Below are 20,226 nucleotides of genomic sequence, written 5' to 3'. Positions count from 1 at the left end.
GTCGTTCACTTCCCTTCCGGGTTCGTCGCCAGTTCCGCGAAGAAACGCTCGATCTCCGGCCACACCTCCAGGCCGCCGGACAGGCCCTTCCACGACCGCCGGACGGCGGCCACCAGCCGGTGGCAGTCGTCGACGGGGACCAGCCACTGCTCGTCCGCCCCTCGGGCGGTGTTGACCAGCAGCGCCTCCACGCCGGGCAGCATGGTCCGCAGCGCCTCGCAGCGCGCCTCGGCCGCCGCCCACACCGGCGGGTCGACCTCCCAGCGGGTGGCGCCGGCCGGGCTGGGGCAGCGGGCGGCCACGCCGCCGTCCGGCTCGCGGACGAAGAACGCCAGCCCGACGGGGACGCCCAGGTCGGCGGACGGGACGCCGTCCAGCCGGACGCGGCGGCGGGGCACCAGCCGGTAGTGCCCGCGGCCCGCCGCGTCCCGTTCGAAGAGGAGCGCGCAGGCGCGGCAGGCGCACAGCAGTTCGTCGCGCCGCTCGTCCAGGACGTGGGCGTGCCCGTCCGCGACCGGGTTCGCGCACAGGTCGCACTTCTCGGCGGGGTCGCGGCGGAGCGTCGCCGCGCGCCCGAGGACCCGTCCGAGCGCCGCCGAGGAGGCGGGCCGGGGTCGCGCGATCCGCGGCGCGGTGGTCATGGGGCCTTCCCCACCTGGGACGCGGGCGGGGCGCCGTGCCGCAGCAGCGCGTCGACCGGGATGAACGTCGCCGGCCGCGCGGCCGCCTCCCCTCCCTCGGGCTCCACGGCGGACAGCTCGGGGGCGACGGCGAGCACGGCGTCCCGCACGGCCTGCTCGGCCATGCCGGCCGTGCTCCCGCACCCGCCCGAGCCCCCGGTCAGCCGGACGCGGGCGACGTCCCCGTCGATGCCGGCCAGCTCGACGTCCCGGCCCTGCGAGCGCAGGTAGGGCCGGACGCCCTCCAGGGCGCGGCTCACCCGCTCCTCCGTCGGCGCGGGGTGGACGTCGTGCAGCGCCAGCAGATGGCCGAGCAGGTCGTCGTCCATCAGGGCCGCGGCGAGCCGGGCGTCACCGGCCGCGCGGTCCATCACGCGCGCCAGCGCCTCGCCGTACACCTCGGCGAGCAGGGCCACGGCGTCGAGCGCGCCCTCGGCGGTCGGCCCCGGCGCCTGCTCCAGCGTGCCGAGCAGCTCATCGATCCGGCCGAGCCGCTCGGCCAGCGCGCCCTCGCCGAGCCGCTCACCCATGGGTGGCACCGAACATCGGCGAATGGACCTTCTCGAGCGTGCGGCCCTTGCCGAGGTACATGTGCACCCCGCACGGCAGGCAGGGGTCGAAGCTGCGCACCGCGCGCATGATGTCGACGCCCCGGAAGTTCTCCGGGCCGTTCTCCTCGAAGATGGGCATGTCCTGGACGGCGTCCTCGTACGGGCCGGGCGTGCCGTAGCTGTCGCGCGGGCTGCCGTTCCAGGGCGTCGGCGGGTACGGGTGGTAGTTGGCGATCTTGCCGTCGCGGATGACGAGATGGTGCGACAGCACGCCCCGCACCGCCTCGTGGAAGCCGCAGCCGATCGCCTCGTCGGGCACCTCGAAGTCCTGGAAGACCTTGGTGTCCCCGGCGCGGACCCGTTCCATCGCCCGCTCGACGAAGTGCAGCGACATCGCCGCCGCGTACGCCACGAAGTAGACCCGCGCCCGGTTGCGCTCGATGGCGTTCGACCACTGCGGGATCCGCCACTCCAGCGTCGTCTCGGGCAGCCGGTCGCCCCTGGGCAGGGAGATCTGGACGGTCTGCCCGGTGGCCTTCACGTACGGCGTGTCCACCAGCCCGGCCAGCGCCGTGGTGTACAGCCGGGCGTACGGCCCGCCGCCGGTGTCCAGCGCCAGGTGCTCCCCGGAGTTCTTGTCGTACCAGCGCGGGCTCATCACCCAGCTGTACTTGTCCTCGAAGTCGCGCTTCTGCGGCGCCGGCAGCGTCGTCTGGTTCCACGGGTGCCGCATGTCGACCGGATTGCCGAGCGGGTCGTGGGTGACGAACGGCTCCTCGCCCGCCCAGTCGTCGTAGTACGAGCTGCCCAGCAGGATGCGGATGCCGAGGTTGATGTCGACCAGGTCGGTGGTGAGTAGCCGCCCGTCCACCACGATGCCCGGGGTGACGTACATCGCCTTGCCCCAGTGATTCATCGTCTCGTACCGGTAGTCGACGACGTCGGGGTTCTGGAACGCGCCCCAGCAGCCGAGCAGGACGCGGCGGCGGCCGACCTCCTCGTACCCGGGCAGCGCCTCGTAGAAGAAGTCGAAGACGTCGTCGTTCATCGCGACGGCCCGCTTCACGAAGTCGATGACGCTCAGCAGCCGGCTCAGGTAGTCGGTGAACAGCGACGGCTCCGGCATCGTGCCCACGCCGCCCGGATAGACGGTGGAGGGGTGCACGTGCCGCCCCTCCATCAGGCAGAACATCTCCCGGGTGACGCGGCTGACCTTCAGCGCCTCCTTGTAGACCGACCCCTCGAACGGGTTGAACGCCTCCATGATGTCGGCGATCGTCCGGAAGCCGTGGATCGCGGCGCCCGGCGCCTCGGTCGTCCGGGCCCGCTTCAGCACGCTCGGGTTGGTGTCCTTGACCATCGCCTCGCAGAAGTCGACGAAGACGAGGTTGTCCTGGAAGATCGTGTGGTCGAACATGTACTCGGCGGCCTCGCCGAGGTTGAGGATCCACTCGCCCAGCGGCGGCGTCTTGATGCCGTAGGCCATGTTCTGGGCGTACGCCGAGCAGGTCGTGTGGTTGTCGCCGCAGATGCCGCAGATGCGGCTGGTGATGAACCCGGCGTCCCGCGGGTCCTTGCCCTTCATGAACACCGAGTAGCCGCGGAACAGCGAGGACGTGCTGTGGCACTCGGCCACCCGCCGGTTCGCGAAGTCGATCTTCGTGTAGATGCCCAGGTTGCCGATGATCCGGGTGATCGGATCCCAGGACATCTCGACGAGCTGTCCCGGGGCCCCGGTCGCCGCCCCGGCCGTCTCCGGGTGCGCGGTGTGCGCCATTGCGTCGTGTCCTCTCGTTCACTGCTGCCGTCAGGTGCGGGCGGGTGCCGTCCGCCGCGGGCCGCGGGCCGCGGCGCGCTCTGTCGCTACGGGCGCCACCGCGGATCGAAGCCGCTGGTCAGCGCCTCCCGGTTGTGGCGCCAGCGGGGCTCCCGGTTGGCGGTCCGGTTGGTGAGGCCGCGCAGCCGGCGGACGAACGCCCCGTACGGCTTGATCATCATCGAGGAGAGGTGGCCGCCCGGCGGCATGTCCATGAAGGGCATGAACTTGTCCGGGAACCCCGGCATGGTGCACGCGATGCAGATGCCGCCCACGTTCGGGCACCCCCCGATGCCGCCCATCCAGCCGCGCTTGGGGACGTTGCAGTTCACCACCGGCCCCCAGCAGCCGATCTTCACCTGGCACTTCGGCGAGTTGTAGTCCCCGGCGAAGTCGGCCTGCTCGTAGTACGAGCCCCGGTCGCAGCCCTCGTGCACGGTCTTGCCGAACAGCCACTGGGGCCGCAGCATCTCGTCCAGCGGGGGCGGCGGCGCGGCGCCGGCGGCGTGGTAGAGCACCCAGGTCAGGGTCTCCATGAAGTTGTCGGGCTGGACCGGGCAGCCGGGGATGTTGACGATCGGCAGCCCCCCGGTCGACCGGTAGTCCCAGCCCAGGTAGTCGACCAGGCCCATGCAGCCGGTGGGGTTGCCCGCCATCGCGTGGATGCCGCCGTAGGTGGCGCACGTGCCCACGGCGACGGTCGCCCACGCGCGCGGCGCCAGCATGTCGATCCACCGGTTCAGGGTCATCGGCTCGCCGGTGTCGGGGTCGTTGCCGAACGAGGTCCAGTAGCCGTCCCCGTTGATCTTCTCGTTGGGGACCGAGCCCTCCAGGACGAAGATGAACGGCGCCAGGTCGCCCCGCGCGGCGGCCCGGAACGGCGCCAGGAACTCCTCGCCGCCGACCGTCGGGGACAGCACCTTGTTGTGCAGGTGCACCTTCGGCAGTCCCGGCACCACGCCGGTCACCACGTCCTCGATCGCCGGCTGCGACGCGGCGGTCACCGACACGGTGTCGCCGTCGCAGCTCATCCCCTCGGAGATCCACAGCACGTGGATCTCGTCGAATCCGCCGCCCGGCTCCGCGCCGCGCCGCGCCTCCATCGTCCCCGGGTCCATGGCGGTCATCGGGCGCCTCCCCGCGCGCCGGCCGCCGCTTCCGCTCCGGCCTCGGCTTCCGGGTCGACCGTGATGGACTCCAGGACGACGTCGTCCCGGCCGCACGCCTCCACGTCCACCCCGCCGCAGCGCGGGCACGCCGCCAGGGTCCGGGCGGACTCGACCGGCGTCGAGCCGCCGCAGCCCCGGCAGTGCACCGACAGCGGCTCCATGACCAGGTCCAGGCCCGCGCCCTCCAGTTCGGTGCCGGCGGCGGCGAGGCGGAAGCCCTGGTCGACGACCTCCGGATCGACCGGGTGCCCGCCCACGCGGACCTTCACCTCGCTCACCCGGCGGCCCCGGGCCCGTGACCGGGCGGCCTTGACGATCGCGTCGCACAATCCCATCTCATGCACAGGTTCGCTCCGTATCAGCTCGTCCGGTATCAGCTCGTCCGGTTCCACGTCGTCCGGCCTCGGATCGGGCGGCCTCGTCGCGGGCGAGCGCCGTCACCAGCCGGACGGCCTCGTCCAGCACGGCGCGCACCGGTTCGGAGAGCCCCATCCGCTCCTCGACCACGGCCGGCCGGCATCCCACGACCAGGACCCGCTCCACGTCCCCGCCCAGCCTGCGCAGGAGCCGGAGCACGGCCAGCGGGTGCATGCCGTGGCCGTCGACCGCGGGCGCGCCCAGCACGGCGTCCCCGCCCATGCCCTCGTCCGGGTCCGCGGCGTCCAGGACGGCCAGCCCGCCCGGCGGGCCGTCGACCGGCAGGGCGTCGACCATGATCAGGGTGTCGTGGCGGCCGTCGAGGAGGTCGTAGGCCAGATGGACGCCGCGGATGCCGTAGTCGACGACGTCGACGCCCGCGGGCAGTGCCGGAACGTCGATGCGGCCCACGACCTCGACGCCGAAGCCGTCGTCGCCCAGGAAGACGTTGCCGATGCCGGCGACCAGCACCCGGCCCGCCGCCCCCGCGCCGCCGCCGCTCATCCGGTGCCCGCCCCTCCGGCCAGCGGCACGATCTCGTCCGGGGAGAAGTACCGGTAGCGGCCGTACCAGCGGTTCAGCTCCGCGGCCGGGTCGTCCTCGATCGACACGGCGAGGTGGCAGGCGTCGTCCACGTCCATGAGCACCTTCTCGACCAGCGCGGTCCTGCCGTCCAGGAACACGTCCTGCGGGTCGGTCCCGCGCCGGCGCGGGCGCAGCCGCACCCGGCTGCCCTTGGACACGGCGACGCCGGCCACCATGACCCGGTCGGTCTCCGGGGACACCGAGGCGTCCGCGCCCGGGTCCCACCAGGGCGTGTCGGGAGCGGGCGGCTCCCCTGCGCCCGCCGGTGCCGGGTCCGGGCCGGCCCCGGAGACGGGGGCGAGGGAGCGCACGGCTCCGTGCAGGCGGGACATCACCTCGGCGGGCATGCCGTCGACCCGGTCGATGATGGCGGCGGCCCGGGCGTCGGTGGCCCGCGCCTCGCGCTTCTCCTCGTCGGTCAGCGTCAGCGTGCGCAGCGAGAGGATCTCGTCGATCTCGGTCGCGTCGTGCAGGTCGCCGGGGCTCTCGGGGGCGACGCGCGGCCGGTCGTAGAGCAGGATCGGCGACGACAGGACCAGATCGCTGCGGTCCTCGGGTCCCGCGAGCACCGGGAAGGTGTGGACGTTCGCGCAGCCCCGGGCCGCCCGCCCGGCCCACTCCGGCGGGTCCAGCAGCGAGAGGAAGGAGCCGCGGTCGACGGCGAGGAGCGTGTGGGAGGCGAGCAGCGACCAGCGCAGCACGTCGTCGCGGGTGGCCTCCGAGCGGTCGGTGCCGTCGCCGTTCTCCACCCGGATCCGCAGCCGGTACGCGCGCTCGGACCCTACGGGCTCACCGGCGGGCGACTCGGTGCAGGTCGCGAACGCGGAGAGCCGCACCGTAGCCGACACCGGCCAGCGTTCGCGCAGCACCCGCCCCCGGACGCCGTCGCCGGCGATCTCCTCGCATTCGGTTCCGCCCGGCGCCCGCAGGGAGAACAGCCGTTCGCAGCCCAGCAGGTCGCCGAGCCTCACCCGCAGATCGAACTCCCGCGGCACCGCCTCGTCGAAGGGCAGTTCCGCGCCGAGCGCCTCGACCCGGCGGTGCGAACCGTCGGGTCCGCGCCGGTGGACGGTCCTGCGCTGCAACTGCAGGAAGCGGAGCCGGCACGTGACCGTGGCGTCCTCCGTGGCGCGGGCCAGGCATTCGGTCTGCTGCCACCACGATTCCGCGGACCCGGCCACCGTGGTGTCGACCAGGCCGTGGGCGTCCGCCCAGGAACGGGGCGTCAGCACCCCGAACTGCCAGCGGACCCGGTTCTTGCCCGAAGAACGGCGGTACGGGTAAAGCAGATAGCCCTCGTAGAGAATCGCGTCGGCCACCGCACGCACGGTCTCGAAACCGTGCTCGCCGACGGCCGCGCCCGTTTTCATCCAGGTCCCCCCGTACCAGGTCAGGTGCCGTCACCACGGGAGAAGAACGGCGCCGCCCCCCGTCGCCTTCTCCGGTATAACGGCCGGAACGGCGCCCGCGTAAGTGACGGGCGCCCCTAGGTGACGGCCGCACCTACCGGAAAAGGCCGGCGCCCGCCGGAGAAATTCGGGATATCGGAAGCCCTGGCGGGGAGGCCGGGGAAATGCACGCTTCCCAGCACGCCGGACGGGCTCGCGCGGTCGCCCGCGCCGGGGCCCGGGGGCTCGTGGCGGCCATGGCCATGACGGGTGCCCGGACCGTGACGGCCGCGGCCGGCCCGCATCAGAAGAGCCCGCCCGAGGCCATCGTCGCCGAGCACGCCCCCGAGTGGTTCCAGCGGCTGCCGGACCGGCAGCGCGAGGCGCTGACGGAGATCGCGCACTGGTTCTACGGGACCGGCGGCGGCGTGGTGTTCGGCCTGCTCCCCGAGCGCGTGCGCTTCCACGTGCTGGCGGGACCGGCCTACGGGCTGGTGATCTGGCTCGGCTACGAGCTGGCGATCGCCCCGGTGCTGGGCACCGGGCCCGCGCGCCATCGCCGCGTCACCTGGCGGACGGCGGTGGCGATCGACCACGTGCTGTACGGGGTCGTCGTCGCGGGGCGGCTGGCCCCCGAACCCGCCCGCCGCCGGCCCGGTTCCGGTTCCTCACGCCGCACGCGACGGAGATGACGGACTTCTTGGGAAACAGGATTCCGATCGTCCCGTGGTCGTTTACCTGCGCGCCCGTAGCGTGGAGGGGAGCGCGGAAGGGGGTGGGCCATGCCCGGGACGACGTCGTACGAGCCGGGCTGGGTGGAGCTGGCCAGCCCCGACCCGGCCGAGTCCAGGGCGTTCTACCGCGGGCTGTTCGGCTGGGGCTCCCACCCGCTCACCGACGAGCGCGTCTCCGGGTACGAGATGTTCACGCTCGGCGGGGACGCGGACGGGCCCGAGGTCGCGGGGATGGACGCGCTCACCGACGACTCGCTCACCCCTACCTGGACCTGCTACTTCAAGGTCGCCGACATGGGGAAGGCCGCGGCGGCGGTGCGGGAGGCGGGCGGGCTGGTGCTGCTCGACGGCGTCGACGCGGGCTCCCTGGGCCGCATGGCGCTCGCGACGGACCCGGAGGGCGCGGGGTTCGGGCTGTGGCGCCCGTCCCGGTTCCCCGGCGCGGCCGTGGCCGGGGAACCGGGCACGATGTCCTGCGTGCTGCTGGTCAGCCGGGACGCCGACGCGGCCGGGCGGTTCTACGGGCGGGTGTTCGGCTGGACGGACCCCGCGCGGGTCCGGGGCGCCTCCGGCGAGGTCTGCTTCGAGTGGACGAGCACCGGCCGGCCGATCGCCAGCGTGGTGTGCGCCGCCGGCGAGGCCGAGGACGAGCCGCCGTACTGGACGCCCTGCTTCGTCGTCGCCGACTGCGACGCGGCGTGCGCCGAGGCCGAGCGGCTGGGCGGCTCGGTCGCGCGGCCCTGCGCCGAGTCCTCCCACGGCCGGCACGCCCTCCTCACCGATCCGACGGGCGCGTCCCTGGCCGTCGTCCAGCCGCCCCGGTGACCGCCGCGGTCAGCGGGCGTCGCGGAAACGGTCGGTGGCCTCGATGAGGAGGTGGCGGGTGCCGGGTTCGGAACCGCCGTGGCCCGCGTCCTCCACGATGTGGAGCTCGGCCTCCGGCCAGGCCCGGTGCAGGTCCCAGGCCTGGTCCGGGGGCGTCTTGACGTCGTAGCGGCCGTTGACGATGACGGCCGGGACGTGCCGGATGCGGTCGACGCCCGCCAGGAGGCCCTCGCCGGGGAGGAACCCGCCGTTGCTGATGTAGTGGTGCGTGATGCGGGCGAACGCCAGGATCAGGGCGTCGCCGAGGTCGGGCGGCGTCATCGGGAGCAGGGTGTTGGCCGACAGCTCCCAGGCCATCCAGGCGCGGGCGGCGGGAAGGTGGACCGCGGGGTCGGGGTCGGTGATGCGGCGGCCGTAGGCGGCGACGAGGTCGTCCTGCTCGGCGGCGGGTATCGCGTCCCGGAACGCGGCCCACTCGCCCGGGAACAGGTGGGCCGCGCCGCCGGGGGTGAACGCCCAGGCCTCGTCCGAGGGCCGGACGAGCCACACGCCGCGCAGCACCAGCTCGCTCACCCGTCCGGGATGGGCCTGCGCGTAGGCCAGGGCGAGCGTGGTGCCCCAACTGCCGCCGAAGACCAGCCAGCGCTCGACCCCCAGGTGCTCGCGCAGCCGCTCGATGTCGGCGACCAGGTGCGCGGTGGTGTTGCGCTCCAGCGACACCGCCGGGTCGCCCGCGTAGGGCAGGCTGCGGCCGCAGTTGCGCTGGTCGAACAGCACGATCCGGTACGCGGCGGGGTCGAAGAACCGGCGGTTGTCGGGGAGCAGTCCGCCGCCGGGGCCGCCGTGCAGGAACAGCGCGGGCTTGCCGCCGGGGTCCCCGCAGGTCTCCCAGTAGATCTCGTTGCCGTCACCGACATCGAGGAGCCCGGAGTCGTACGGCTCGACCGGCGGATAGTAATCCCTCAGGCGCATGGCCCCCCTTGGACGTCGTCCCATCTCAGGGCGAAACACTATCCATGACACCGAACGACGTGCAGGGGTGTCACGTCTGCCTGGCGAAGAACTCGAGCAGTTCGGGGGCCAGCGCTTGGGCGGCGACATCGTGGTCTTGGCCGGGGAGCGTCCGGTGGACGGCCCCGGGGACGGCCCGGGCGAGGGCGGTCCCGGCGTTGCTCATCCACGCGGGGCTGTTCTGGCCGTTGAGGACGAGGACCGGTTGCTCGATCGACGCGGCCGTGCCGGCGGGCAGGGGGTTGCCGGGCCCCATGACCTCCGCCTCGTAGGCCAGGGTGTGGGCGAGTGCCTCCATCTGCCGCCATGACGGGTCGGCGCGCATCGCGCCGACCAGGTCGGCGGGGACCTCGGCGGCCCGGACCATGAACAGCTCCACCGCCTCGCCCCGCGCTCCCCCGTCCACCAGGGCGGTGAGGCGCGAGGCGAAGTCGTGCGGAAGCTCAGGGGCGCCGGGGTCGACGTGGTACGGCGGTTCCCACAGGGCGAGGCGGGTGATGGCCGGGAGGCGGGCGGCGGCCCGCAGCGCCAGCGCGGCGCCGGAGGAGCCGCCGAACACCATCGCCGTGCCGCCCGCCGCCTCGATGACCGCGGCCAGGTCCTCGATCTCCCGCTGGACGGCGTAGGGCCGGGCGTCCCCGCTGGCCCCGCGGCCGCGGCGGTCGTAGTTGATCACCGTGAACCACGGGGCCAGCGTCCGCGCCACCTCGGCGAGCACGGGATGGGACCGGTCGGTGAAGGCGCCGTGCACCAGGACGAGCACCGGGCCGGCACCGCCGCGGTCGAAGACGATCGGCGTGCCGTCGGCCGAGGCCGCAGTCCCCGTGACGATCGAAGCCGGAGTCGCCGTCATCTCAGCCGGCCGGGTTGACCAGGCACAGCGCCGACCACTGGTGGCCGTCGGGGTCGGTGAAGCCGCGCTGGTAGCGGGGGCCCTCGGTCAGCGGTTCGCCGACGGCCGTCGCGCCGGCGGCCACCGCCTTGTCGAACAGCTCGTCCACCTCCGCGGGGCCGTCGAGGCCGAGCACCAGGATCACCTCGGTGGTCTCGGCCGGGTCGGCGACCCGGTTCCTGCTGTAGCCGGCGAACGTCGGCTCGGCCAGCAGCATGACCTGGGTGCGCTCGCTGATGACCACGGAGGCCATGTCGTCGGTCATCCCGAAGAAGTCGAAGCCGAGCGCGGTGAAGAACTTCTTGGACCGGTCGAGGTCCTTGACGGCCATGTTGACGAACAGGGTGGACATTTCCGTTCCTTCCCGGAGGTCGCGGCCTTGCGGCCTGCCATGTCCACGAGTCTGCCGATCGCGCGGCGGCCGGGCTTGCACCTGAGCGCCGGGCGCTTGACGATCCGTGCCGGGGCTCAGCCGCCCGGCATCAGGCACGCCCTGCGGTACTCGGCCGGCGGCGTCCCGTACACGCGCCGGAACAGCCGGCTGAAATGGGTCGGATCGGGCAGCCCCCACCGCGCGGCGATGGTGCTGACCGACTGGTCGACGTGGACCGGGTCGGCCAGGTCGCGGCGGCAGCGTTCCAGCCGCCGGTGCCGGATCCACGCCGCGACCGTGGTGTCCTGCGACTCGAACAGCCGGTGCAGGTAACGCAGCGACACGTGGTGGGCCGCCGCCACCATCGCCGGGCTGAGGCCGCTGTCGCCGAGGTGCTGTTCGACGAACGCGTGGACGCGCTGCAGCAGCACCCGTTCGCGGGTCTCCGGCTCCAGCTCGGCGACCTGCGACGCATGCTCGGCGACCGTCGTGGTGAGCAGGTCCGTCACCACCGTGGCCAGCCGGGTCGCGCTGGCCGGCCGGTAGGTCTCCACGTCCTCGGCCACCCGGCGCAGCAACGGCGCGGCCAGCGCCGCGGTGCCGCCGTCCCCCGAGAGCGCGACGGCGGTGAGCCGGCGCACCGTGTCGGCGGGCACGGCGAGCGCTTCCCGGGGAAGGCTGAAGACCGCCAGCCGGACGGCCGAGTCGTAGACCAGCTCATACGGGCGGGCGAAGTCGTAGACCGCCAGATCGCCGCTGCCCAGCCGCGCCGTCCGTCCGTCCTGGCCGAGCAGGATCGTCCCCGACAGCGCCAGCACCACCCGGTACGGCTCCGGCCCGCCCCGCCGGATCAGCCCGGGCGTGCGGTGAACGCCGTGCGGCGTCGAGGTCTGGATCCTGCCGACGCCGATCGGGCCGAGCTGGGCGGCCTCGATCCGTCCCTCCAGGGGGACGTCCGGGTCCATCCGCACATCCAGCGGCCCCAGGGTGTCGCAGACCACGTCGAGCCAGGCCTGCACCCGCCGCGCGGCAGGTATGTCACCGGCATGGATGAGGACAGCCAACGCACCTCCCGTGAAAGCCGGCTCATCGTTGCACGTGGTTCAAACCTCCCGGAAGGGCCTTGATCGGCTCTTGCCCGGCCGTGTCCGGCCATTCCCCGGGCATCGCCCCTCACCGCGCATCCGCTGATCAGGCGACGACCGAGGCGACGAAGGCGTCCAGGTTCGCCCCGATGCGGCATGACCCCCTAAATGAGATGTGATGGTTGGAAGACCTTGCTACCGTCAGCATCATGGAGTGTCCGGACTTCCCGATCCTCGGGACCGAACCGCTGCCGGTGGAGCTGGCGAACACGCTGTACGGCGGCGGCGGTGAGCGCACCGACTTCCTCGGCGAGGCGGCCTGGATCGACCAGTGGTTCGCCTGCGTCTGGGACGCGCACGGCCTCGCGACGACGCCGCCGACGGGCCTGGACCGCCGCGCCGGACGGGTGCACTCCCTGCGCGACGCCGTCCACGACCTGCTCTCGGCCGCGGCCGACGGCCGCGCCCCCGGCCAGGCGGCGGTCAGCCGGGTCAACGACTTCGCCCGGGCCGCGCCGGCCTATCCGCGGCTGGAGTGGCCCGCCGGGGGAGCCCCGGCCGTCCAGTGGCTCGACGACACCGGCGGCGGCACGGCCGTCCTCGGCCGCATCGCCGGCTCGTGCATCGAGCTGCTGACCGGGGAGCGGGCGGAGCACCTGCGGCGGTGCCGCGGGCCGGGCTGCTCGATGCTGTTCGTCAAGAACCACTCGCGCCGGCGCTGGTGCCACCCGTCCTGCGGGCACCGGGACCGGCAGGCCCGCTACTACAGGCGGCGCGCCGCCCCGGAGGGATCCCGATGATCACATGGCGGCGGCTCGGCGAACCGGACTTCCCGCTGCTGCGCCGCTGGCTGGAGCAGCCGCGGGTGGCGCGGTGGTGGCACCACGAGACCTCGCCGGAGGCGGTGGCCCGCGACTTCGGTCCCGCGGTCCGGGGCGAGGAGCCCTCCGAGGACTTCCTGGCGCTGCTCGACGGGCGGCCGTTCGGGCTGGTGCAGCGGTGCCGGCTGGCCGACTACCCCGAGTACCTGGCCGACCTGGCCGCCATCACCGAGGTCCCCGAGGGCGCGCTGTCGATCGACTACCTGATCGGCGAGCCGGACCTGATCGGCCGCGGTCTGGGCCCCCGCATGATCCGCGCGTTCGTCGAGCGGACCTGGGACGACCATCCCGGCGGCTCGTCGATCATCGTTCCGGTGGTGGCGGCCAACCGCGCCTCCTGGCGGGCGCTGGAGAAGGCGGGGCTGCGCCGGATCGCGGAAGGCGAGCTGGAGCCCGACAACCCGATCGACGACCGCGCGCACTACCTCCACCGGATCGACCGGCCGGGCTCCCCCGCAGACCTTCCCGGCTGACGGCGAGCCTTCACGCGGCCGTTCAGACCGGGTGGTCGTCCGGGGCCGCCAGCGGCTGGACGCGGGTGGTCGCGGCCCGCCACAGGACGTCCGGCTTGAAGAGCGACTGGGGCGGGGCGGTGAGCGCCAGGACGTTCACCATGCGCGTGCAGACGTGGTGGTCGACGTTGGCGAGCCTGACGACGCGCGCCACGTACCGGTTGATGACGCGGGTGCTGATCCCGGCCGAGGCGCCCTTGGTCGTGGAATAGCGCAGGTCCTCCCCGGTGGCGATGAGCCAGGGGCCGGCGGCGTTCTTGGCCATGCGGCGGGCGATCCTGGTCGGCGCGGCGCCGCTGCGCAGGGCGTCGTCCAGGGTGAGGGCGGAGATGGCGGCGACGCTCATGCCCTGCCCGTAGAGGGGGTTGAACGCGCACACCGAGTCGCCGAGGGCGATGAAGCCCTCGGGCAGGCGGGACAGCTTCTCGTAGTGGCGGCGGTGGTTGGCGGTACGGCGGTAGCTGGTGATGGGGGTCAGCGGCTCCGCGTCCTTGATGGCCTCGTACAGGTGCGGGCTGCGCAGGGACTTGGCGAACTCCAGGAAGCCCTCGTCGTCGGTGGGCGGGTAGTCCCCGGCCATGCCGAACAGGCTGACGATCCACCGGCCGCCCTCCTGCGGGAACAGCGCCCCGGTGCGGGTGCCGTTCGGCGCGTCCGCTTGGAGGTAGAGGGCCTTCCATCCGGGGTCGAATCCGGGCGGGACGGCGTAGCGGCGGCTGGCGTACCCCAGCAGCGGGTCCACCTTCGTCTGCGGGGGCTCGGGGAACCCGAGCCGGCCGAGCCATTCGGGGGCGCGCGAGCCGCGGCCGCAGGCGTCGACGACCAGGTCGGCCCGCAGCGGCTCGGCGTCCGCCCTGGTGCCGTGCTCGCGCGCCTCGACCCCGCCGACCCCGGCACCGGGGCCGCCGGCGGACGGCAGCAGGCCGGTCACCTCGCGGCCGTCCAGGACGGTCACGTTCTCGAACTTGGCCAGCCGGGCGCGGACGGACCAGTCGAGCAGTTCCCGGCTGAAGGTCAGCAGCCGGGTGACCTCGAACCGCCGCCGCCAGCCGCCGGGCGTCATCCACAGCAGGTCGGAGGGCACTCCGAGGACCGGGGCGCCCGCGGTGCGCAGCTCCTCCTCCAGGCCGGGGAACAGCCGCTCGGCGATCTCCATGCCGCGGCTCCACAGCACGTGCAGGTGGCGGCCCTGCGCGACGCCCGGCCGGTAGGCGGCGGCGTCGGGGAACCGGTCGCGCTCGACGAGGGTGACCCGGTCGAAGTGGTCGCTCAGCACGCGGGCGGCCAGCAGCCCGGCCAGGCTCCCCCCGATGACGACGGCGTGCTCGCGGGACGTTCCCACAGTGTGTGCCTCCAGGCTTTGTGACGTGACGGGCCGTTCAGCGGCGGACGGCTCCGGACGGCTTCGCGGGGGGACGCGGCGGCGCGGAGGGTTCGGAGGGGTCGGGCCTGGGCCTGTCCCCCAGGGCGAACGCGACCGCCTCGTCGAGGCCCAGGCGCGAGGCCGCCCGGTGGAACGCCTCGTACTCGCGGTCGCCCAGGGCCTCCCGCGCGTGCGTCTCGCACTGGCCGTGCGGCGCGTTGAAGTACGCCGACCCGAACAGGGGGAGCCCGACGGTGCGCCAGATCCGCCCCGCGGCGCCCTGCAGCGCCGCCGCGTCACGCCCGTCGCCGCCCATGACCCGGACGAGCGCGAGCAGTTCGATGGACAGCACGGTGCAGACGAGGTCGTGGAAGGTGTGGCTGATCCGCATGGACGCGCGGGTGAGCCGCTCCGCCTCGTCCAGGCGGCCCCCGGTCAGGGCCGCGAAGGCCATCACGTAGAGGGCGTAGGCCCTGACCCATTGCTCGTTGTGCTCTTCGCAGACGGCGTGGACCTGCTCGCACATGGCGGCCGCGGCCTCCAGGTCGCCCTGGAAGGCGGTGTTCATGGCGAACTCCACCCTGGCCATGATGACGCTCGCGTTCAGTTCGCCGAGGGCCTCGTACTGCGCGAGCGTCTCCTTGAACAGCACCTCGGCGAGCGCGTGCTCGTCGTTGACGAGCGCGACGCAGCCCAGCCGGTGGACGGCGTTGGCCAGGGCGGTGCGGTCGTCGGTCCGCTGGGCCTCGGCCTGGCTCTCCTCCAGATGCGCGACCGCGCCGGCGCTGTCGCCCTGCTTGATGGCGACGTAGCCGTTCACCCACAGGGCCTTGGCGCGGGTACCGCTGGGCTCGGTGTCCAGGGCCAGTGCACGGTCCAGCCAGTAGCGGCCCTCGTCCAGGAACCCGCACCCGACCCAGTAGAACCACAGGGAGGCGGCCATGTGCAGGCCGGTGCGCGCTTGGCCGGGGGCGGTGAGGCAGTGGTCGAGGGCGGCGCCGATGTTCACGTGGTCCTTGTAGAGGCGCCGGAAGACCTCGGTCTGGACGGAGCCGAACCAGTGCTGCTCCCCCCACTCGGCCAGCCGCAGGTACCAGTCGCGGTGCCGGCGCGCCATGAGGTCCTGCTCGCCCAGCTCGCGCAGCCACTCGGCGCCGTACTGCCGCAGCGTGTCCAGCATCCGGTAGCGCGTCGCACCGCCCGGGGCGGCGTCGTCGCTCCGCGCCAGGACCGACTTGCCGACCAGGCCCTCCACCAGCTGCGGCACGGCGTTCATGGGCAGGACGTCGTCGCCGCAGACGCGTTCGGCGGCCTCCAAGTCGAAGTCGTCGGGGAAGACCGACAGGCGCGCCCACAGCAGCCGTTCCCGCGGCGCGCACAGTTCGTGGCTCCAGCCCACCGTGGTCCGCAGCGCACGGTGGCGGGACGGCTCGTCGCGGCCGTCGTCAACCAGCACCTGGAACCGGTCGTCGAGCCGGGCCGCCAGCTGGTCGAGGGACAGCTCCGGAAGCTGCCCCGCGGCGAGCTCGATGGCCAGCGGGATGCCCTCCAGGCGACGGCACACCCCGGCCACGGTGTCGAGGTTCCGTTCCGTGACGGCGAAACCCGGCACGCGCGCCGCGGCGCGCTGCTCGAACAGCGTCACCGCGTCGGAGCGCACGGCAGAAGCCGAGGCGGGCGCCGCGGGCAGGGGGTTGAGCGTCAGCGTCCGCTCGTCGTCGAGCCCGAGCGGCCGGCGGCCCGTGGCCAGCACGCGCACGCCGGGGGCGGCGTCCAGCAGCGCCCTGACCAGCGGCGCGCAGGACTCGGTCAGGTGCTCGCAGGTGTCGAGGACCAGCAGCAGCCTCGTGCCGGCCAGATGGTCGGCGATGACGTCGAGCCGGGGGCGGGCCGTCTGGTCGGGGATCCGGAGCGTGCGGCCGACCGCGTGGCCCAGGAGCGCGCCGTCGCGCAGCCCGGCCAACTCGACCAGCCACGTCCCGTCCGGGAACTCCGCGGCGAGGTCGCGGGCCGCGCGCAGCGCGAGGCGGGTCTTGCCGACCCCGCCCACCCCGGTCACCGTGACGGGCCCGGGGCGGCGGCACAGGCCGGTGAGCTCGGCCAGCTCGCGGCGCCGTCCCACGAAACCGGTCGTCTCGGCCGGCAGGTTCCCGCCGCGCCGGGTCATGGATTCGGTCATGCCCGCCTCGTCTCCTCCCTCACCGGGACGCGGCCCGCCGCACCGGTCTCCCCGGTTCCGCCGGTCTCGCCGGTTCCGCGCTCCGCGTGCACCAGCAGCACGCCGGCCTCGTCCTCGAGACGGCCCGACACGTGGCCGAGGAGCCGCGCCATGAGGTCGTCCACGATCCGAGCCGGGTCGTCGCCCGCCCGCTCCGCCGCGCATTCGGCGAACGGGAAGCTGCCGCCCTGCGCGTCCCGGGCCAGCGTCACACCGTTCGCGCAGACCAGCAGCCGGTCCCCCGCCCCGAACGGGACGGTCGTCTCCTCACACCAGCCGGCCAGGTCCAGCAGCCCGAGCGGGGGCAGCACCGGCAGCGGTTCCAGGACCGACGCCCGGCCGTCGCGCAGCAGCAACGGCGGCGGATGGCCGCAGCACACCATCTCGGCGCGTCCCGCGTCCTCCGGCACCGACAGCAGGAGCGCGGTGACGGCGTCGCCGGTGTCGCCGGGATGCGCCAGCACGGCGTGCAGCCGCTCGGCGAGCCCCGGCAGCGCCGGCTCGTGCGGGGCCAGTTCCCGGAACGCGTCCAGGACGGTCCCGGCCGCCCGCGCCGCCGCCTCCCCCTTGCCCAGCGCGTCGACGACCAGCGCCCTGAGCCCGAACGGGGTCCGGACGACCGCCTGCCCGTCGCCGCCCCGCCGCTCCGCGGACACCGGCACCAGGCGTCGGCTCTCGGCGCGCACCGAGCCCTCCGCCGTCCCCGCCGCCCCGTCGCGCCCGCCCGGCGGTTCGGCCAGGAGCTCGGTCAGCAGCTCCCGGGACGCCTCGCGGGACGCGCTGTGGAGCGCCAGCAGCTCCATCGCCTGCAGATGGCGGTCCAGGTCCTCGAACTTCTCCAGGTAGGCGGCGCCGACGAGGTTCTCCAGGTAGACCGCGTCGGGCACCTCGGGGTCCGGGAACCGCATGATGGTGAACGCCCCGCCCTCGGCCGCGTGCGCCCCGAAGCGGAACGGCATCACCTGGATGGTGACGTTCGGCCGACGGGAGAGGGCGAGCAGGTACTCCAGCTGGCCCCGCATCACCTCCGGCCCGCCGAGGGGACGGCGCAGCGCCGCCTCGTCGATGACCGTCCACAGCCGCAGGGCGTCCGGGCCCCACAGCCGCCGCCCGCGCCGCATGCGCAGTTCGACCCGGCGCCGGATCTCCTCCTCGCCGGCGTCCGGGTGGCCGAGGCGGAACACGGCGCGCGCGTAGTCGGGGGTCTGCACCAGGCCCGGCACGAACTGGATCTCGTACGTCCGGACCAGCGAGGCCGCCTTCTCCAGGCCCAGGTAGGTCTGGAACCAGGGGGGCAGCACGTCGCCGTGCCGCTGCCACCACCCGGGCAGGTTGCTCTCCCGGGCCCAGCGCAGCATCGTCTCCCGGGTGGGACCGTCGGTGACGCCGTACAGGGCGAGCAGGTCGGCCACGTCCCGCTCCTTGAAGCCGACGCGTCCCAGCTCCAGCCGGCTGATCTTCGATCCGGACGAGCGGATCGCGTATCCGGCCTCGTCCCGGGTCATGCCGGACGCCTCCCGCAGCCGCCGCAACTGGGCGCCGAGGACGAGACGGCGCACCGTCGAGCCCGGCGCGGAGTCGTCGACGGCCACGTCGTCCCTTCCGTGACACCGGTCCCTGGCACCGGTCCCCGGGGACCTCCCGGGCGCACTGTCCTACGGCGTCGCAGGCGTCGCAGGCGTAGCAGGCAGTGTGCCAGCCTCCTCCCGGCGGAATGGGCGATTGGCCGGATGATGCCGATCGGGCGGCCGCGACCGGCGGCCCGGATCCCCCCGGGCACGGGCCGGGAATCGCGGCCTATCCTGGGGAAATGGGCATCGAGCCGGTGACCTTGGCCCTGTGCGGCGATGTCATGCTCGGCCGCGGGGTGGACCAGGTCCTGCCGCATCCCGGCGATCCCTCACTCCAGGAGGGGTATGTCCGCGACGCCCGGGACTACGTCGCGCTGGCCGAGACCGCCAACGGCCCCGTCCCGCGCCACGCCGATTTCGGCTGGCCCTGGGGCGACGCCCTGGCCGTCCTGGACGAGGCCGCCCCCGACGCGCGCGTGCTCAACCTGGAGACGGGCGTCACCCGGGGCGGCCGCTTCGAGCCGGGCAAGACCGTGCACTACCGGATGGCCCCCGGCAACCTGCCCTGCCTGGCCCTGGCCCGCCCGGACGCGTGCGCGCTGGCCAACAACCACGTCCTGGACTTCGGCAGGGAGGGGCTCGCCGACACGCTCGACGCGCTGGCCGCCGCCGGGCTCCCCGCCGCGGGCGCCGGGCTCGACCTGGAGGAGGCGTGGCGTCCGGTGGCCGTCGAGTTGCCCCGCGGCGGCCGCGTCCTGGTCTTCTCGTGCGGGATGGCCTCCAGCGGCATCGACCCGGGGTGGGCCGCGGCGGCCGGCCGATCCGGGGTCGCGTTCGTGGCGGAGCCGACCTACGCGGGGGCCGCGGCGGTCGTGGAGCGGATACGGCGGGTCAGGCGGCCGGACGACATCGTCGTGGTCTCGATCCACTGGGGCTCCAACTGGGGGTACGAGGTCCCCCGGCACCAGGTCCGCTTCGCGCACGCGCTGCTGGAGGGCGGGGCGGACCTCGTCCACGGGCACTCCTCCCACCACCCCCGGCCGGTGGAGGTCCACCGCGGCAAGCTCGTCCTGTACGGCTGCGGCGACCTGGTCAACGACTACGAGGGGATCTCCGGCTTCGAAGGCTTCCGCGACGATCTGCGGCTGCTGTACCTGGCCTCGGTCCGGCCCGGCACGGGCACGCTGGAGCGGCTGCGCATGGTGCCCCTGCGGGCGCGGCGGATGAGCCTGTGCCGGGCCTCCGCGGCGGAGGCCGCCTGGCTGGGGGCGTCCCTCGACCGGGCCGGGCGCGCGTTCGGCCCCCGGACCCGCCTCGGCTCCGACGGGACGCTCACCTTGGACTGGGCCGGCCGGCCCGGCTGATCAGCCCCGCAGCCTGGCGTAGATGTCGCCGGAGCGGCCCCGGGGGCGGATGCGTTCGAGCCGCCGCACCAGGTCGTCCGCCTCGAGCCAGCGTTCGCTCGCCAGCCGCATCGTCTCGATGGGCGAGTAGTTGTAGAGGTAACCGCCGGCGTCGCCGAGCGGCCCGAGCCGCCCGAGCCGTTCGACGTGGGCCAGCGCCTCCAGGGTCGCCTCGTGGGCGGACGGCACGTACTCGAACGACAGCCCCCGCACGGGCCGGGTGAGCCCCGCCAGCACGTCGGCCTCGAAGCCCTCGACGTCGATCTTGAGGAAGGCCGGCGTCCCGTGCGCCGCGATGAGGTCGTCGAGGGTGGTGACCTCGACCTCGACGGAGCGGTCCCACCGCACCCGGGCGAAGCCGCGGTCGGTCGTCACCGAGTCGATCCAGCCGGGCGACATGGTGGAGACCGTCGGCGTCGCCGTGGACAGCGCGAGCTGCGCCCGCCCCGGGCGCGCCCCGGCCGCCTCGGGGACGATCGTGACCCCCTGGTCGCGGCCGAAGAAGAGGCGCAGGACGCCCAGGCAGTCGGGCTGCGGCTCGACCGCGACCACCCGCGCGCCCAGGCGGCGCCAGGCGCGCACCCGGCTGCCCACGTGGGCGCCGATGTCGAAGGCGACGTCCCCCGGCCCGAGGAACTCGCCGTAGAGGCGCAGCATGCGGCGGTGCTTTCCCGGTATGCCGTGGTACATGACCAGTGACCGGGCGATTCCCCAGGCGCGGAGCAGCATCCGCCGACACTACCGCGCGGGGT

The 20,226-nt window shown here is 74.1% G+C and carries 20 protein-coding genes; 5 read left to right on the top strand and 15 right to left on the bottom strand.

Annotated elements, in window-relative coordinates:
* Nucleotides 1-5: 5 nt before the first annotated feature.
* The 7 genes from ACFPZN_RS11510 to ACFPZN_RS11480 form a co-directional block, all read right to left on the bottom strand.
* Entirely contained in the window at nt 6-641 is a 636-nt protein-coding gene (locus ACFPZN_RS11510; protein ID WP_378281851.1) for a DUF5947 family protein, read from the bottom strand.
* On the bottom strand, nt 638-1,210 hold the full coding sequence (locus tag ACFPZN_RS11505) for a NifU family protein (protein WP_378281850.1): 573 nt from the start codon (nt 1,208-1,210) through the stop codon (nt 638-640). Before ACFPZN_RS11505 ends, ACFPZN_RS11510 begins: the two co-directional genes overlap by 4 nt.
* Nucleotides 1,203-3,008, bottom strand: coding sequence for a nickel-dependent hydrogenase large subunit (locus tag ACFPZN_RS11500; RefSeq protein WP_378281849.1), 1,806 nt, complete (start codon nt 3,006-3,008; stop codon nt 1,203-1,205). Before ACFPZN_RS11500 ends, ACFPZN_RS11505 begins: the two co-directional genes overlap by 8 nt.
* An 86-nt stretch (nt 3,009-3,094) precedes the next feature.
* A complete protein-coding gene (locus ACFPZN_RS11495; RefSeq protein WP_378281848.1) occupies nt 3,095-4,174 on the bottom strand; it encodes an NADH-quinone oxidoreductase subunit B family protein in 1,080 nt (359 codons plus the stop codon).
* Entirely contained in the window at nt 4,171-4,551 is a 381-nt protein-coding gene (locus ACFPZN_RS11490; RefSeq protein WP_378281870.1) for a hydrogenase maturation nickel metallochaperone HypA, read from the bottom strand. Before ACFPZN_RS11490 ends, ACFPZN_RS11495 begins: the two co-directional genes overlap by 4 nt.
* A gap of 1 nt (nt 4,552) precedes the next feature.
* Entirely contained in the window at nt 4,553-5,137 is a 585-nt protein-coding gene (locus ACFPZN_RS11485) for a hydrogenase maturation protease (protein WP_378281847.1), read from the bottom strand.
* Nucleotides 5,134-6,588 carry a hypothetical protein gene (locus tag ACFPZN_RS11480; RefSeq protein ID WP_378281846.1) on the bottom strand — a complete coding sequence of 485 codons (1,455 nt, stop codon included), beginning with the start codon at nt 6,586-6,588 and terminating at the stop codon, nt 5,134-5,136. Before ACFPZN_RS11480 ends, ACFPZN_RS11485 begins: the two co-directional genes overlap by 4 nt.
* Nucleotides 6,589-6,791: 203 nt before the next feature.
* Between ACFPZN_RS11480 and ACFPZN_RS11475 the strand changes: the two genes are divergently transcribed.
* Entirely contained in the window at nt 6,792-7,298 is a 507-nt protein-coding gene (locus ACFPZN_RS11475) for a hypothetical protein (protein ID WP_378281845.1), read from the top strand.
* 90 nt (nt 7,299-7,388) lie between these two features.
* Nucleotides 7,389-8,165, top strand: a complete 777-nt coding sequence (locus ACFPZN_RS11470) for a VOC family protein (protein WP_378281844.1) — start codon at nt 7,389-7,391, stop codon at nt 8,163-8,165.
* A 9-nt stretch (nt 8,166-8,174) separates the two neighbouring features.
* On the opposite strand, the gene pip is transcribed toward ACFPZN_RS11470, so the two are convergent.
* The 4 genes from pip to ACFPZN_RS11450 all read right to left on the bottom strand — a co-directional run bounded on the left by pip (nt 8,175) and on the right by ACFPZN_RS11450 (nt 11,505).
* Entirely contained in the window at nt 8,175-9,131 is a 957-nt protein-coding gene (gene pip, locus ACFPZN_RS11465) for a prolyl aminopeptidase (RefSeq protein ID WP_378281869.1), read from the bottom strand.
* Between the two features lie 76 nt (nt 9,132-9,207).
* Entirely contained in the window at nt 9,208-10,029 is an 822-nt protein-coding gene (locus ACFPZN_RS11460) for an alpha/beta fold hydrolase (RefSeq protein WP_378281843.1), read from the bottom strand.
* A gap of 1 nt (nt 10,030) precedes the next feature.
* Nucleotides 10,031-10,420: a VOC family protein gene (locus ACFPZN_RS11455; RefSeq protein WP_378281842.1), complete on the bottom strand. Its 390-nt coding sequence runs from the start codon at nt 10,418-10,420 to the stop codon at nt 10,031-10,033.
* 116 nt (nt 10,421-10,536) lie between these two features.
* Entirely contained in the window at nt 10,537-11,505 is a 969-nt protein-coding gene (locus ACFPZN_RS11450) for an AraC-like ligand-binding domain-containing protein (RefSeq protein ID WP_378281841.1), read from the bottom strand.
* 230 nt (nt 11,506-11,735) lie between these two features.
* On the opposite strand from ACFPZN_RS11450, the gene ACFPZN_RS11445 reads away from it, so the two are divergent.
* Both ACFPZN_RS11445 and ACFPZN_RS11440 read left to right on the top strand, forming a co-directional pair.
* Entirely contained in the window at nt 11,736-12,326 is a 591-nt protein-coding gene (locus ACFPZN_RS11445) for a CGNR zinc finger domain-containing protein (RefSeq protein ID WP_378281840.1), read from the top strand.
* Complete coding sequence (locus tag ACFPZN_RS11440; protein ID WP_378281839.1) at nt 12,323-12,880, top strand: GNAT family N-acetyltransferase; 558 nt, start codon at nt 12,323-12,325, stop codon at nt 12,878-12,880. The genes ACFPZN_RS11445 and ACFPZN_RS11440 overlap by 4 nt, the downstream gene beginning before the upstream one ends.
* A 22-nt stretch (nt 12,881-12,902) precedes the next feature.
* Here ACFPZN_RS11440 and ACFPZN_RS11435 read toward each other — a convergent pair whose 3' ends face one another.
* From ACFPZN_RS11435 to ACFPZN_RS11425, 3 genes are read right to left on the bottom strand one after another with little or no spacing between them, the layout of a single operon-like run.
* Nucleotides 12,903-14,261 carry an NAD(P)/FAD-dependent oxidoreductase gene (locus ACFPZN_RS11435; RefSeq protein ID WP_378281838.1) on the bottom strand — a complete coding sequence of 453 codons (1,359 nt, stop codon included), beginning with the start codon at nt 14,259-14,261 and terminating at the stop codon, nt 12,903-12,905.
* 37 nt (nt 14,262-14,298) lie between these two features.
* Nucleotides 14,299-16,461 carry an ATP-binding protein gene (locus tag ACFPZN_RS11430; RefSeq protein ID WP_378281837.1) on the bottom strand — a complete coding sequence of 721 codons (2,163 nt, stop codon included), beginning with the start codon at nt 16,459-16,461 and terminating at the stop codon, nt 14,299-14,301.
* Complete coding sequence (locus ACFPZN_RS11425; RefSeq protein ID WP_378281836.1) at nt 16,458-18,092, bottom strand: Scr1 family TA system antitoxin-like transcriptional regulator; 1,635 nt, start codon at nt 18,090-18,092, stop codon at nt 16,458-16,460. The genes ACFPZN_RS11430 and ACFPZN_RS11425 overlap by 4 nt, the downstream gene beginning before the upstream one ends.
* Nucleotides 18,093-18,310: 218 nt before the next feature.
* On the opposite strand from ACFPZN_RS11425, the gene ACFPZN_RS11420 reads away from it, so the two are divergent.
* Nucleotides 18,311-19,435, top strand: coding sequence for a CapA family protein (locus tag ACFPZN_RS11420; protein ID WP_378281835.1), 1,125 nt, complete (start codon nt 18,311-18,313; stop codon nt 19,433-19,435).
* On the opposite strand, the gene ACFPZN_RS11415 is transcribed toward ACFPZN_RS11420, so the two are convergent.
* On the bottom strand, nt 19,436-20,203 hold the full coding sequence (locus ACFPZN_RS11415) for an FkbM family methyltransferase (RefSeq protein ID WP_378281834.1): 768 nt from the start codon (nt 20,201-20,203) through the stop codon (nt 19,436-19,438). It lies immediately after the preceding gene.
* Nucleotides 20,204-20,226: the final 23 nt, after the last annotated feature.

The sequence above is a fragment of the Actinomadura rugatobispora genome (assembly GCF_042656285.1).
Lineage (GTDB): Bacteria > Actinomycetota > Actinomycetes > Streptosporangiales > Streptosporangiaceae > Spirillospora > Spirillospora rugatobispora.
The sequence above is the reverse complement of the archived record's forward strand: the minus strand, read 5'-3'. Positions and strand labels throughout refer to the sequence as shown.